Below are 13230 nucleotides of genomic sequence, written 5' to 3'. Positions count from 1 at the left end.
GAGGGATCTCCACAGGCGTCCCTTCCCGGGGAACTCCCGGTAGGGCCCGTCAGGTGGGCCCGCCCGTAGTGTTCCAGGTTGAGCGCCGCGTTCAGGTCCCGATCCAGCACCACCCCGCACGTCGCGCAGCGGAAGACCCGGCAGGAGAGGGGAAGCTTGGGGCCCACCCGCCCGCAGCGCACGCACCGCCGGGTGGACGGGAAACCCCGCGGCGCCACGATGAGCTGTGACCCATACCACCGGGCCTTGTACGCCAGCATCCGCCGGAAGGCGCCCCAACCCGCGTCGGCCACCGACCGGGAAAGCCTCCCCCGCCCCAGACCTGGCACGTTCAGGTCCTCGAGGACGATAACCGGCGCGGTGGAGCCGGGCCAGGCGCAGAGCCGCTTTGGCGTGGTTCCCCGACCCTACGCTACGGAGGAGGCAGGGCCTGCCAGGGGTTTACGAAGCCGCCCGGTCCCCGGATCTCGAAGTGCAAGTGCGGTCCGGTGGAACGCCCAGTGGAGCCCACGAGGCCGATCGTGGCCCCTTTCGCCACTTGCTGCCCACAGCCTACAAAGATAGCGCTGAGGTGGGCATAATACGTCTGGTAACCGTTCCCGTGGTCCAGGACGATTAGGTTGCCGTAGCCGACGGTGCTCCACCCCGCGTAAACCACGGTGCCGGCGTCCGCCGCATAAATCGGATCTCCCAGGCGTCCCGCGAAGTCCACCCCGGGGTGCCACGGGGCGAAGTCATAACCGGAGCGCCAGTGGCTGTTGACTGGCCAGACGAAACTTCCTGTGCCCAGGGGAGGGACCTGCACGCTGGGGCAGGCACCGGAGGGCAGCCGTTTGCCGCCCGCCACGACTACATAGGCCTGCCGGGGTGGAGTCCACCCCGCGAAGGGGCGGGTGCCGCCTGGCACGACCAGTACCTGGCCCACTTGAGGCTCCCCGCCATCCTGCAGGCCGTTCCACTCCGCGTTGCGGATAGCCTCGGGGGTCACATTGTATTTCTTGGCAATCGCCTCTAGAGTCTCCCCTTCCTTCACCACGTGTAGCACCCCATCCACCGGCGGGATGTTCAGGACCTGGCCAATCTCCAGCATATGGGGATCATCCTGGAGGACCTCATAGTTCGCCCAGAGGATGGTCTCAGGCCGCAGCTTGAATTTCTCCGCAATGCCGAAGAGGGTGTCGCCAGCCTGGACCGTATAGGTGATGATCCCTCGCCGGGGCCGCTCTGGGATCTCGGTGTGGAGATCCACTTGGCGGATCAATAGCGCCGGGCCGTTTCGCCGGGTTCCACCTAGATAAGCGGAACGGCGAAGGAGCGCTTGCAGAACCTCTGGGGAGGCCGGCTTGTCTCGGGAGAACACCGGAAGCTGAATAGGCTGGAGCAGCCATGCCGGGGCCATCCGGCTCTGGGTGAGGGCCAGATAGAGCAATCCCACCGCCAGAACCAGGCCGACGTGCACGCTGTAATGAGCCCATAGCGCGGCACTGAACGCCAGAGCTCTCCAAACCCCATTGTGTAGCTTTCTAAGCTGAGCCTGAAGCGGGATAGACCTGGGGACCTGCTCATCACGGGTAGAAGAGATCCGCGGCAGGCGCCCCCCTATCCTCCCGAAACGGGAGGATCTCCGAACCGAGGGGTGATGTTCCATCCCTGCATTCTCCTCAGCGGGAGGAGGGAAATCAGAATCAGGCGGCGGATCCCTCCCCCTCAGGATGGCCAACCTTCATAATCATAATCTCCAGCCCCGGCCCGGATCCCGACCCGGGTTGCCCCTATTATAGGGGGTCCCCCGATTCCAGGCAAGTCCATATTGTGAATATAATCACAAGATATGGGGAAGGATAGCCCGGTGTTCCCCATCAAAGGGGACGGAACCCCAGCAGATCCCGGATGCTGCCCGATCGCTCGGCGGGTGGTCGGAAGACGGCTTCCACTCGCATGCCGCTGGTCCATTCCTGGCCCTCGATCAGCTCGTGCACCAGAACCGCATCGGCGCCGTCCAGACGGATCAAGCCGATGGTTCGGGGGGGAACCTGGCGGGTGCCATCCGGAGCCACATGCAACCGGGTCCACGAAACCAGAGTCCCCTGCGGGCCGACCTCGATCCAGGTGTCCTCTCCCAGGGGACCCAGGCAGCGCTCACAGAACCGTCGAGCCGGAACATAGGTATATTGGCAGCGGGAGCAACGGGTTCCATAGATTTTCCCTGTCTGCAGCCCGCGCAGCCAGCGTTCCCCCGCCACGCCCGCGGTGTAGACGCCCTCCAGCTGGATGGCTCCCCGCCAGACCCGGACCTCGTCCAGATGCTGGATCCGTTCGATCAAGGGCATTGGGGGCCTCCTTAGGGCTCCAGAGGTCGGAAATAGAGGATATCGGTGATCGCGCCTTCCCGCTCCCCGGCCGGCCTCCAGACCGCCTGGACGCGCATTCCGATCCGGACCCGATTCAGGATCTCCTCGAGGGTTCGGCCGACCTCCCCGAGTTTATGCATGATCCCTATTCCTGGGGAGGCCCCATCGATGGCGATCACGGCCGGGACCTCCGGGACTTCCAGGCGGCGCATATCCCAGGAGATGGTGCACACCGAGAACGTGATCACGGTTCCGGTATCGGCCAGGGGCACCCACTCATCCGTGGGCCGGAAGCATTGCTCGCAGAACATCCGGGGCGGGATGATCACCCGGCCGCAGGCCCGGCAGCGACGCCCAACCAGGCGACCCGCTTTTAGTTCTGTTAGGAACCGCCCGATGGCCACCCCGGCGTCCCAGGCATATTCCCCCCGCAGGGGGGTTCGTGTGGCGCACACCCGTCCCTGTCCCACATCCTCTGACCGAAGGCTGGTGACCGGGTAGACCCAGCGTTCCATGGATGTTCCTCCCGAACTTTTAGATCCCCAGGATGATCACCGTACCCACCTGCATGAGATCGCCCCAGGCCTGGGCCAGGCCCCGCCGGGGCTGACCGGGCACCTGGCGCTTTCCGGCCTCTCCCCGCAGCTGCCAGAAGATCTCGGCCACCTTCATTAAACCCGCGGCGGCGATCGGGTTGCCCACTCCCAGAAGCCCCCCCGACGGCGTCACTGGCAGATCCCCATCCCGATTGGCGATCCCCAGGGCAATCAGCTCGGCCGCCTTCCCCCGATCGGCCAGGAGCAGCCCTTCCAGATGGTGCAATTCTTTGTAATCAAAGGGATCATAGGGCTCGACGATGTGGATCTCCTTGCGGGGCTCCTTGATCCCAGCCATGGCGTAGGCTTTGCGGGCCGCCTCTTCGACATACGTGGGGTAGGAGAGATCCCGGTTGGTCCAGTATTGCGTATCCAGCGACCAGCCCACCCCTTCGACCCAGACAGGCTGGCTGGTCACCCGCCGGGCGATATGTTCGGCGGCCATCACGATGGCCACCGCCCCATCGCTGGGAGGGGAAACATCCAGCCGCTGGACAGGCCAGGCCAGCACCTCCGAGTTGAGCACATCCTCGACCGTGATGTGGGGGTCTCCCAGCTGAGCGGCGGGATGGTCGGCGGCGTTCCGTTTGTTCTTCACGGCCACCATCGCGACATCTCGCTTGGTCAGGCCGTATTTGCTCATATACGCGTTCATTTCCAGGGCGAAGATCCACAGGAGGTTGGGGCCCAGGGGGCGTTCCAGGGTGTGATCGAAAATGTAATTGAAGGCGGCTTGGGGGTGGGGATGGCAGGAAGACATCTTCTCTTCGCACACCACCAGCACCGTATCGAACATCCCGCTGGCGATGTGATACCAGCCCTGGATGGCCGCGAAGACCCCTGTCCCACCGCCCACATATCCCCGGATGGTGGGTTTACCCCAGGCTCCCGCCCCGGGGCTCAGGTATTCGACTTTCATATGGACTCCATCGAAGGCGTCTGGAGCGGAGCCCAGGACCACGGCGTCAATCTGGTCCAGGGTCATCTCGCAGGATTCCAGCGCCTTGCTGGCGGCCTCCCAGGCCAGCTCCTGGCCGGTCTCCAGGGCCCGACGGACGAATTGGGTCATCCCAGCGCCCACAATGGCCACCCGTCGTCCCGCCATGATCCATTCCCTCCTATATGGGCTTTTGGAATCCAGAGCAGGACTTCTATCTTTCAACTCCCAGAGCCCTTCCGCAGCTTCTTCGGATCCCTGGAGGCAGTTCACCAGAGCGTCTCCACCCGCCCGGACTGGCGGATGGTCTCATCGTAGGTCACCAGCACCGCGTTGTAACGCTGCGCAGTGGCCACGATCACCCGATCGTGCAGATCTTCCAACTCGGGAAGTTCCCGAACCAGGGCCAGCAGGCTGAGATCCAGGGGGACGATTTCGAATCGCCCCTCTCCCAGCAGCGTGGTGATAGCGATCTCCCAGAGCGGGGGGATCAGCTCCTTCTCCTCGATTCGGATCAATTCCAGCAGGACCACAGCGGGGATCAGGCCTCGGGCCTCTCCCCGTTCGATCTCCTCCAGCGCGCGGCGAGCGGCCGGGCTCAATCGCTCATCCCGGGTGAGATACCAGATCAGGGCATGGGTGTCCAGAACGTAAGCTCTCACAGGGACCTCGAGTTGGAGGTGCTCAGATCATGCCATTCCTGAGCCCACTGGGCCTGGATCTCCCGCCGCACTTGCCGCACCGTCTCCGGATCCAGCCGCTGGCTGGGAAAGGGGGAAAGATTGCGTCGGTGAGCCGCTAGGATAAGGCGGATCACATGTTTGAGCACCATCACCTCGCTTTCCAGCTGCTCTAATCGCACCCGCAGTTCCTCCGAATCCATGGGCCCCTCCGGCCGCACCCCTTGAGGTTACTCTTCCCGCGTGGGGCTTCCTTTCTTCCCCCGATGGCGGAAGGACGCGCCAGATCGGACGGTGAGGGTTTTGCGCCCGTGGGCTCACCTGACCGGGTGCCCTCATCCCCATGTCTGCCATCGGGTTCTGACGCGGCCGGATGGAAGGAAAGGGCGCGGATCGCTTCGCTGCATCCCTTAAGGCTCCCGGCTCAGGATGGCCACCGCTCCGGTGGCGGTGGGCAGCCCTCGCCATGAGGCCACGAGGGCGGTATGGGCGTTCGGGATCTGGCGAGGGCCGGCCTCTCCCCGGAGCTGAAGCACGGCCTCTAGCACCCGGGCCAGCCCCGAGGCATCCAGCAGATGCCCTTCGCCCAAGCAACCCCCCGAGGGATTCACCGGCAATTCCCCTCCGATCTCAGTGGCCCCCTCGGCGGTCCACCAGCCGGCCTCCCCCGGGCGGCAGAGGCCCAGGGCTTCCAGATGTTGGAGCTCTTTGTAGGCGAACGTGTCATCGACCTCGACGAAAGCGAAAGCCTGGCGGGGGGATCGGATCCTGGCCTGCTGATAGGCCAGCTCGGCTGCCCGGCGCAGGTAACGCGCTCCCTCCCAATCCCGGTTTTCCAGGCTGTAAGAATCTGTCGCCCATCCGATACCCCGGATCCAGATCGGCCGATCGGTGAGGGAGCGGGCGATATCCCCCCGGGCCAGGACCAGCACCACGCATCCGTCCGCCGGTTCCGCCGCCATCAGCCGGGTGAGGGGCTCCGCCAAGGGCTCACTGCTCAGCACATCCTCAACGGAGAGCGCTGCCGGGAAGGCCGCTCGCGGGTTGCGCATGGCGTTGCGCCGGTTCTTGACCACCACCCGGGCCACATGCTCCACGGGGGTGCGCGTGGCTTCCAGATAACGGCGCATCTCCAGCCCGGCGATGAAGAGGGGGTGAGCCTCCAGGGGGCGCTGGAACACCGGATCCATGGCGAGAGCGGTGATCTGAGGAAGGTTCCGGATGTTGCTGGCCTTGCTGTGGGACTCGACGGCCACGATACGGGCGGCACCGGAGGCGATTTGCATCACCCCGGCGGCCAGCGCTTGCAGCCCATCCCCGGCGATGGTGTGCACGGATTTGAGAACGGCTCCCATCTGGTCAGGGACGTATTCATCGCTGATGGCGATGCCTTCGTGGAAGTCCTCTTCGGCGGTGACCAGCCCGTCCAGATCCCGGCGGGGATGGATCCCGGCGTCGGCGTAGGCCATGGCGGCGGCCTCAAACATCAGCTCTCGGAACGAGAGATCGGGGGTGATCGAGCGGAAACCGCTCCAGCCGATGCCCACGATGGCTACCTCGCTCATCAGACGCCCCATCCCGAACCTCCGCGGTGAGAATTGAATGCCGCCGGCTTCTCCAGGGGGACTTTGGGGGCCGAGCAAGGCACCGAAGATCCTCGCCGGCCTTGTCCCATCTTGAGGGGCCATTCAGCCCCGTGGAAGCCCAACCGGGCTAGTCCTGGCCTTATTGCGTGCCGCGCATGCGCGGATCCAGGGCGTCTCGCAGCCCATCCCCCAGGAAGTTGAAAGCGAACATCGTGATGGCGAGGGCCAGCGCGGGCGCCAGGGCCTGGTTGGGGTAGGTGCGGATGGCCTGGGCGCCCTGGGAGATCATCAGCCCCCAGCTGGGAGTGGGCGGGTTCACCCCGAGGCCGATGAAGCTGAGAAAGGCCTCGGTCGTGATGTAAGAGGGGATGGCCAGGGTTTCCGCCACAATGAGCGGGCCGATGATGTTGGGCAGGATGTGACGGAACATGATCCGAAGATGGCCTGCCCCGATGGCCCGGGCGGCCTCGATGAACTCCTTCTCCCGCACAGAGAGGACCTGCCCACGGGCCAGTCGAGCCATGTTCTCCCAGGCGGTCAGCCCGATGCCCACGAAGATAAACAGCATCCCCCCGAAGGCGGCATCGACCTTATACATTTGAATCCGTATCGCATCCCAGATCGATCGGGCCTCCTGGGGGACCTGGCGGAAGAACACCATCAGGAGGATGATGAACAGTAGCCCCGGGAAAGCATAGAGGACATCCACAAGACGCATCATGATGTTGTCCAGACGGCCGCCGAAATAGCCGGAGATCAACCCATAGGTGGTTCCCACAAGGAGGCTGATCAACGGGCCCACAAAGGCTACTGTCAGGGACACCCGGGTTCCGTAGATGATACGGCTGAAGAGATCCCGCCCCACGTAGTCGGCCCCCAGCAGGTAGCGATCGCTGATCCGGGCGTAGGGCCCCATGAAGGGGAAGATCTTCACCATCCAGGCGGGGACTTTATCCCGGTCGGTCAGCACCTGCTTATCGTAGGGATAAGGGGCGATGAGGGGGGCGAAGATGGCCACCAGGATCAGCAGGATGACAATCCCTGCCCCCACCATGGCCGCCCGGTTGCGGGAGAGCCGGTAGAAGGCGTCCTCCCAGAACCCGACTGGCCGGCGGGTAGGGACCGCGAGCGCTTCCGCGCCTCGGCGCATCGCTTGCGTCGCCATCGCTCACCTCGATCTTCCAGAGCTGAGATGCTAAAGCCCATATCAAGAAACCCGATTTAAGTATACCGGATTCGCGGATCCAGGAAGGCGTAGGTGATGTCCACCACCAGATTGGCGATTACCAAGAAGATCGCGTAGATCAGGATCGTCCCCATGATCACCGGGTGATCCCGGTTGGTGATACTGGTGACGAAATATCGGCCCAGCCCGGGTATGCCAAAGATCGTCTCCGTCACAAAGGTCCCGGTCACCAGGGCGGCGAAGAGAGGACCGAGGACAGTGACCACGGGGATCAGAGAGTTCCGGAGGGCGTGGCGGATAATGATCAGGCGCTCCGCCAGGCCCTTGGCCCGGGCGGTGCGGATGTAATCCTCCCGGATCACCTGAAGCAGGCTGGCCCGGGTAAGACGGGCGATGAGGGCAGAGCTGGCCAACCCCAGGGCGATCGACGGCATGATCGCATGCTGGGGGGTCCCCCACCCAGTCGGCGGCAGCCATTTGAGCCATACCCCGAAAACGGAGACCAGGATCGGCCCCAGGACGATGACCGGCACAGAGACTCCGAAAATCGCCATGCTCATTCCGAAGTAATCCAGGAAGGTGTTCTGATGGAGGGCCGCCAGGATGCCTAGGGGGATCCCGATCCCGACCGCTACCAGCAGGGCATACATCCCCAGCTCGAAGGAAACAGGTAGGTTCTGGCGGATGATATCGTTCACGGAGCGACTGCGGGAGGAGTACGAGGGGCCCAAGTTGATCCAAAGGAAATAGCCCGGCCCGATCTTCCAGCGAATAAGCGCATCTTCCTGAAGGGAAGTCGGAAGGGTGAGCGAATAGCGGGGAACCAGCAGATCGCGCATGTAATAGAGATATTGGACCACCAGGGGCTTATCCAGGTGATACTTGGCCTCGATGTTGGCCTTGATCTCGGGGGGTAGCGGCTTCTCCCGATCAAAAGGTCCTCCGGGAACCGCATGCATCAGGCCAAAGGTGATCAAAGTGATCACCCACAGGACCAGGAGATTCCACAGCATCCGCCGCGCGATATAGCGAATCATCCCCCATGCTCCTTTAGAAATGTACAGGTTGCGCCACTGGAAAAGACAAAGCCGCCCTCCTCGCAACCTGAAAGCCGGATAGGCGAGAAACCTACTGTTCCAGGGTCAGGGAAGAGATCGAAGGCGCACCGTTCCGCCCTTGTATGCGAAATCAAGAGAGGCCGGATGGGTCTGCGCCCGCTCCCGGCCTCTCCGGTTATACTCCAGTGTCGGATGTGAAACAAGGGGGGCAACCCGAAGGCTGCCCCCCCTGCTCGCTTGGTTATCGCTGGATATCCCACTTCTCGATATGCTCCAAGCCGCCCAGGACGGAGAAGGTTCGCTTCACATACGGCTTGGTGACCGTGACGCGGGTGTACCAGTAGATGGGGATGATCGCCGCATCCTTGGCCACCAGGATCTCCTCAGCCTGGGCGTAGAGCTCTCGAGCCTTCGCCTCATCCGTCTCCTTCAGCGCCTGGTCCACCAGGCGGTCGAAATCCGGGTTGCCCCACTTGGTGTGGTTGTTGTCGGACGTAGAATAGAACACATCCTTCAGGAAGTTGCTGGCGTGGGGATAATCCTGGCACCAGCCCAGCCGCCAGATCTGCGGCGGATCCGTCTGGAGGGTCTTTAGGAAAACCTTCCACTCCTGGGTCTCCAGCTTCACATCGACACCCAAGACCTCCTTCCACATCTGCTGAATGGCCTCGGCGATCTTGATATGGCCTTCCACCTGGTTAACCACTAGGGTGATGGGCGGCAACTTCTTCACATCACCGCCATACTTCTCCTTCAAGACTTCCTGGAAGAGCTGCTTGGCCCGCTCGGGATCATACTTCACACCGAGGTTCGGATGGGTCTGGAGGGTGGGTGCCGCCTGCAGGCCGGGCCGGGAGAACCACTGGGCGGGCTCCTGGCCGCCCTTGGTCACGTTCTCCACGAGGGCCTTGCGGTCCACCGCCAGGGAGAAGGCCAGCCGCATGCGGGCGTCATCGAAGGGCGGCTTGGTGACGTTGAAGCCGTAATAATAGGTGCAGAGGACCGGCGCGATGGTCAGCTCCTTGGAGAGCTGGGGATCTGCCTTCACCCGATCGATCTCGGAAAGCGGCACACCGGCCACATCCAGGTTCCCCGCTTCATATTCGGCGAAGGCGGGGGACTCATCCAGCATCCGGAAGACAATCTCCTCGATCTTCGGCTTCGGCACACTGGGGATGTTGTCTGGCCAGAAAGGATTGGCGACCATCACGATATGGCTGTCATGGACCCACTCCTTCATCACGTAGGGGCCATAGGAGTGGTAGGCGCCGGTCTCCGTCCAGCGGTCGCCTTTCGCTTTTATCAGCCACTGGGGCTCCGCCCGCAGCATCCAGAGGCCGGCGATGTTGGCGAAGAAGCCCACCGGCTCCTTCAGGGTGAACTGGATGGTGTAATCATCCAGCACCTTAATGCCGACCTTGGTTGGGTCAGTGATGGTTCCTTCGTTGAACTCCTTTGCGCCCTCGATGAAGAAGGCCGGCACGTAGGCGTATTCGCCACCGGTCTTGGGATCCAGGGTGCGGATGGCCCCATAGTAGAAGTCGTGGGCGGTCACGTAACGGACGTTGCCCTTTTCATCCTTGACTTGCTCCACCTCCTGGCCGTTCCAGCGCACCCACGGGATGCCCTTGCGCAGATAGAAGGTCCACACCTTGCCATCCGGCGAGACCTCCCAGCGCTCCGCCATCCCGGGCTCGACCGCAGCGGTCTCCTCATTCTGGCGGGTCAGGCCCACAAAGGCCAGTTCGATGATCTGGATTGAGGAGGTATCGGTAGCCAGGGAAGGATCTAGCGTCGGAACATCTCCAGGACCTAGATTGATGCGGAGGACTTTACGGGGCACGGGAGTGGGGGTCACCACTTTCTCCACCACTTTCTCAACCACCTGGGGGGTTGGCGTGGCCGCGGGGGCGCAAGCAGAGAGCACCAGGCCCACCAGAGCGACCAGCGAAAGCCACCACCATGCCTGTGAGCGGTTCATTGCACCTCCTCCTTTTAGCCTGATTCAGAATTGCGCTTCCCTGTGCAGCGGGGCCAGCGCTAAACCGCACGGCGCTGAGAGGCCAGACCCTCCTCGCGCTCTCTTCCTGCGAAATTATTTATAGCCCCCTTCGCAAGTTTTGGCAAGAGGATCTCTGGCTCCGCAGTGTTCCGGAGTCCCCCTGGCCTTCCCCCGCCTCCTTGGGTATGCTGGAAGGTGGATGGGAAATTTGGAATGCTTCCTGGCTTGAGGCGTTCGCGGGGTGAGCTCATTTTTCCCCATCCTTCATCGATCCCAGTGATCGCCGCCCAGGGGAGGGATTACCGGGAATTTTGATCCCCATTCGATGGACCTCAGGGGGGTTCGATGCCGAAGCGGTCTTCTCAGGCAAGCCGGGGATCGGCCCAAGACGCGCTGCTTCGATCCACTCGCGCGCCACAGGTTCAAGTGTATCTGACGCCGGAGCAGGAGCGCGCCCTGGATGCCCGTCTGGCCCGCATCGAGGGGCACCTGGCCGCCGTTCGACGGATGCTGGCCGAGCACCAGGATTGCAACAGCCTGCTGGTGCAGCTGGCGGCAATCAAGGCCGCGCTCAATCAGGCGATCATCACGCTTCTGGAAAGCCATATGCAAGCATGCATTATCGCCTGCGCCATGGATGAGGACAGCCGCGCGGCCCTGGAGGGCCTGAAAGAGGCGATGGCCATCGTCCTGCGGAAGACGTAAGTCGGGGTGGCCACCATGGATCTCCTGCAGCAACTGTGGGCCTGGCTGGCGGATCCCAATGTGGCCTATCTCCTGCTGGTGGGCGGGATCCTGGCCGCTGTCGCCGCCTGGAGCATCCCGGGGACCGGGCTCGCGGAGGGTTTGGCGGTCCTGATGCTGGGCCTGGCACTGATCGGCCTCCTGCGCCTACCGATCAGCGCCGCTGGGCTCCTGCTGATCCTGCTGGGCACCCTCCTGTTCCTGTCGGAGCTCTATTTCCAGAGCGGGGGATACCTGGGCCTATCCGGGGCCCTGGCGCTGGGGCTGGGCGGCATCCTCCTGCTCCCCCCCGGCGCTGGGAAACGGATCGCCCCCGTGGTCCTCGTTGGAACTACCCTGATAGCGGCCGTCGCCTCGTTCGGTCTGGCTTTCCTGATGCGGCCGCTCAGGCGTCGCCCTCCCCTTCAGTCCCTGGAGCAGCTGATCGGGGCGGAGGGCATTGCCCAGACGGATCTGGATCCAGAGGGGACGGTCTGGGTGCGGGGGGAAACGTGGACGGCGCGATCGGCGGAGGGGCGGATCGCCGCAGGCGAGCGGGTTCGGGTACTGGCCATTCATGGATTACGCCTGCAGGTGGCGCGCATGGAACAGCCCTCCGGGCCTTCCCCTGCGTATATCGAATCCTCGCCTCCCCCATCCGGGCCGGCGGCCGTGGGCGGCGGCATGGCCATCCTCCTGGCCGTCCACTGGCTCAGCTTCCTGGAATTCGATCTGTCTTCCCGGCGTTTCCCCGTTCTGGCTGATCCCTCGCTGGCCATAGCCCGTCAGCTCTCCGAGCAGCTCGCGGCCCGTCCAGTGGGTGAACAAGCGATCTCCACCCTTCCGATGGCTCTGGGGTGGATGGCTCTCGGTTTTCTTCTGGCCCTTCTCCTGCTCCGGCTGCGCAGCTCCTCGGGGATCCTCGGGAACGTCATGCTGGGCCTGTTCCCGCTGGCCCTATTTTTCTCTCTCCGTCTTCTGTGGATCTCCTTGCTCGGGCCGCTCCCCCCATGGGGCCTTCCGATCCTGGTAGGGGTTGCTTTCGGTCTGGTGCTCGGATGGCGCTGTCGGCCGGGGTGGGTGGCGTTAAACGGGATGGGGTTGCTGATCTGCAGCGCGGCGGCGGTTTACCTGGGGCATCTCTGGACCCCTGGGGCGACGGCAGCCCTGCTGTTCGTGATGATGCTGTATGACGCGCTGGCGGTTTACATCTCCGGGCACATGCAACAGCTCGCAGAGTGGGCGATCGGGGAGCGCGTGCCCCTCATGTTTTTCATCCCCCTGGACCTCCTCTCCTCCCCTGGGAAGAGCCCGCCCCTGATCCTGGGATTCGGGGACGCGGTCCTGCCGACTGTTTTAACCCTCTCTGCCCTTCGGACCCATCCCACGCCGTGGCCCGCTGTGGGGACGCTCCTCGGGATCCTGATCGGCCATGGGATTCTGGTTCGCGGGTTTCTCACGAGGGGAAAGGGCCACGCCGGGCTCCCTTTCCTCGCCGGAGGAGCGCTGGTGGGCTATGGGCTGGCAAGCGTGCTGGAAATGGTCCTTGAATGATCGCAGGTAGCGCTTTATTCGCCCGGGGGAGAGGCCATGCGGCCTCCCGGACAGAAGCCGAACCGCATAGGTCCTGCTCCATTCATCGAAAAGCCCCGTCAGGAGACCGCGCCTCATTGCATAATCCGTGAATCCGTGGTAGGATACCCCCGGCTTTGCGCCTTTCCGCTCCCGCCTCGAGCGGGGGCAATCCCATGGAAAGGAGGACGTTCTCGTGCTGGTTTCACCGGCGCCCCGCATTCGACCCTATGAGTTAATGGTGGTTCTGGATCCGGAGCTGTCTCCGGAGCAGCAGGAGCAGGTCATCGAACGCCTCAAGGGTCTCATCACCGCAAATGGCGGGCAGATCCAGGAGGTGATCCCCTGGGGCCGCCGCCGTTTCTGTTATCCGATCCGGAAGAGGATGGAAGGCCACTACGTCCTCATGCGGGCCGAGATGCCGGCCCAGGCGACTGCCCCTCTGGAACGTGCGCTGCGCATCACGGAGGAGGTCCTTCGTCACCTCCTGGTTCGCCTGAATGAGGATTAAGCGCCGATGGAATATGGGAGGATGGAGC

At 63.5% G+C, this 13230-nt stretch carries 14 protein-coding genes; 3 read left to right on the top strand and 11 right to left on the bottom strand.

Features of this window, described 5'->3' with window-relative positions:
• From ACFMO3_RS05360 to ACFMO3_RS05310, 11 genes are all read right to left on the bottom strand, one after another.
• Positions 1–329: RNA-guided endonuclease InsQ/TnpB family protein (locus ACFMO3_RS05360; protein ID WP_376789399.1), on the bottom strand; the 329-nt coding region annotated here is incomplete at its 3' end.
• Between the two features lie 83 nt (positions 330–412).
• Positions 413–1459 (bottom strand): peptidoglycan DD-metalloendopeptidase family protein, encoded by a 1047-nt coding sequence (locus ACFMO3_RS05355; RefSeq protein WP_376789398.1) that lies wholly within the window; start codon positions 1457–1459, stop codon positions 413–415.
• 400 nt (positions 1460–1859) lie between these two features.
• On the bottom strand, positions 1860–2330 hold the full coding sequence (locus tag ACFMO3_RS05350; protein ID WP_376789397.1) for a Zn-ribbon domain-containing OB-fold protein: 471 nt from the start codon (positions 2328–2330) through the stop codon (positions 1860–1862).
• An 11-nt stretch (positions 2331–2341) separates the two neighbouring features.
• Complete coding sequence (locus tag ACFMO3_RS05345; protein WP_376789396.1) at positions 2342–2866, bottom strand: Zn-ribbon domain-containing OB-fold protein; 525 nt, start codon at positions 2864–2866, stop codon at positions 2342–2344.
• Between the two features lie 19 nt (positions 2867–2885).
• A complete protein-coding gene (locus ACFMO3_RS05340) occupies positions 2886–4052 on the bottom strand; it encodes a thiolase domain-containing protein (protein WP_376789395.1) in 1167 nt (388 codons plus the stop codon).
• Between the two features lie 101 nt (positions 4053–4153).
• Positions 4154–4546 carry a type II toxin-antitoxin system VapC family toxin gene (locus ACFMO3_RS05335; protein WP_376789394.1) on the bottom strand — a complete coding sequence of 131 codons (393 nt, stop codon included), beginning with the start codon at positions 4544–4546 and terminating at the stop codon, positions 4154–4156.
• Entirely contained in the window at positions 4543–4767 is a 225-nt protein-coding gene (locus ACFMO3_RS05330; protein ID WP_376789393.1) for a hypothetical protein, read from the bottom strand. The genes ACFMO3_RS05335 and ACFMO3_RS05330 overlap by 4 nt, the downstream gene beginning before the upstream one ends.
• A gap of 207 nt (positions 4768–4974) precedes the next feature.
• Positions 4975–6141, bottom strand: coding sequence for an acetyl-CoA acetyltransferase (locus ACFMO3_RS05325; RefSeq protein WP_376789392.1), 1167 nt, complete (start codon positions 6139–6141; stop codon positions 4975–4977).
• A 148-nt stretch (positions 6142–6289) separates the two neighbouring features.
• Positions 6290–7315: an ABC transporter permease gene (locus ACFMO3_RS05320; RefSeq protein WP_376789391.1), complete on the bottom strand. Its 1026-nt coding sequence runs from the start codon at positions 7313–7315 to the stop codon at positions 6290–6292.
• 56 nt (positions 7316–7371) lie between these two features.
• Positions 7372–8373 (bottom strand): ABC transporter permease, encoded by a 1002-nt coding sequence (locus tag ACFMO3_RS05315; RefSeq protein ID WP_376789390.1) that lies wholly within the window; start codon positions 8371–8373, stop codon positions 7372–7374.
• Between the two features lie 262 nt (positions 8374–8635).
• On the bottom strand, positions 8636–10375 hold the full coding sequence (locus ACFMO3_RS05310) for an ABC transporter substrate-binding protein (RefSeq protein ID WP_376789389.1): 1740 nt from the start codon (positions 10373–10375) through the stop codon (positions 8636–8638).
• Between the two features lie 366 nt (positions 10376–10741).
• On the opposite strand from ACFMO3_RS05310, the gene ACFMO3_RS05305 reads away from it, so the two are divergent.
• The 3 genes from ACFMO3_RS05305 (at position 10742) to rpsF (ending at position 13202) form a co-directional block, all read left to right on the top strand.
• Positions 10742–11101: a metal-sensing transcriptional repressor gene (locus ACFMO3_RS05305; protein WP_376789388.1), complete on the top strand. Its 360-nt coding sequence runs from the start codon at positions 10742–10744 to the stop codon at positions 11099–11101.
• Positions 11102–11116: 15 nt separating this feature from the next.
• Complete coding sequence (locus ACFMO3_RS05300) at positions 11117–12673, top strand: presenilin family intramembrane aspartyl protease (protein ID WP_376789407.1); 1557 nt, start codon at positions 11117–11119, stop codon at positions 12671–12673.
• Positions 12674–12887: 214 nt separating this feature from the next.
• Positions 12888–13202, top strand: coding sequence for a 30S ribosomal protein S6 (gene rpsF, locus ACFMO3_RS05295; protein ID WP_376789387.1), 315 nt, complete (start codon positions 12888–12890; stop codon positions 13200–13202).
• Positions 13203–13230 lie beyond the last annotated feature (28 nt).

Origin of the sequence: Thermoflexus sp., assembly GCF_042408815.1 — a bacterium.
GTDB lineage: Bacteria > Chloroflexota > Anaerolineae > Thermoflexales > Thermoflexaceae > Thermoflexus.
The sequence above is the reverse complement of the archived record's forward strand: the minus strand, read 5'-3'. Positions and strand labels throughout refer to the sequence as shown.

What these genes read in the sequence shown, in the direction of transcription:
- ACFMO3_RS05350 (WP_376789397.1), bottom strand. Translation starts at nt 2,330, where the DNA reads ATGCCCTTGATCGAACGGATCCAGCATCTGGACGAGGTCCGGGTCTGG.
- ACFMO3_RS05305 (WP_376789388.1), top strand. Translation starts at nt 10,742, where the DNA reads ATGCCGAAGCGGTCTTCTCAGGCAAGCCGGGGATCGGCCCAAGACGCG.
- ACFMO3_RS05320 (WP_376789391.1), bottom strand. Translation starts at nt 7,315, where the DNA reads ATGGCGACGCAAGCGATGCGCCGAGGCGCGGAAGCGCTCGCGGTCCCT.
- ACFMO3_RS05330 (WP_376789393.1), bottom strand. Translation starts at nt 4,767, where the DNA reads ATGGATTCGGAGGAACTGCGGGTGCGATTAGAGCAGCTGGAAAGCGAG.
- ACFMO3_RS05345 (WP_376789396.1), bottom strand. Translation starts at nt 2,866, where the DNA reads ATGGAACGCTGGGTCTACCCGGTCACCAGCCTTCGGTCAGAGGATGTG.
- ACFMO3_RS05315 (WP_376789390.1), bottom strand. Translation starts at nt 8,373, where the DNA reads ATGATTCGCTATATCGCGCGGCGGATGCTGTGGAATCTCCTGGTCCTG.
- ACFMO3_RS05340 (WP_376789395.1), bottom strand. Translation starts at nt 4,052, where the DNA reads ATGGCGGGACGACGGGTGGCCATTGTGGGCGCTGGGATGACCCAATTC.
- ACFMO3_RS05310 (WP_376789389.1), bottom strand. Translation starts at nt 10,375, where the DNA reads ATGAACCGCTCACAGGCATGGTGGTGGCTTTCGCTGGTCGCTCTGGTG.
- ACFMO3_RS05300 (WP_376789407.1), top strand. Translation starts at nt 11,117, where the DNA reads ATGGATCTCCTGCAGCAACTGTGGGCCTGGCTGGCGGATCCCAATGTG.
- ACFMO3_RS05325 (WP_376789392.1), bottom strand. Translation starts at nt 6,141, where the DNA reads ATGGGGCGTCTGATGAGCGAGGTAGCCATCGTGGGCATCGGCTGGAGC.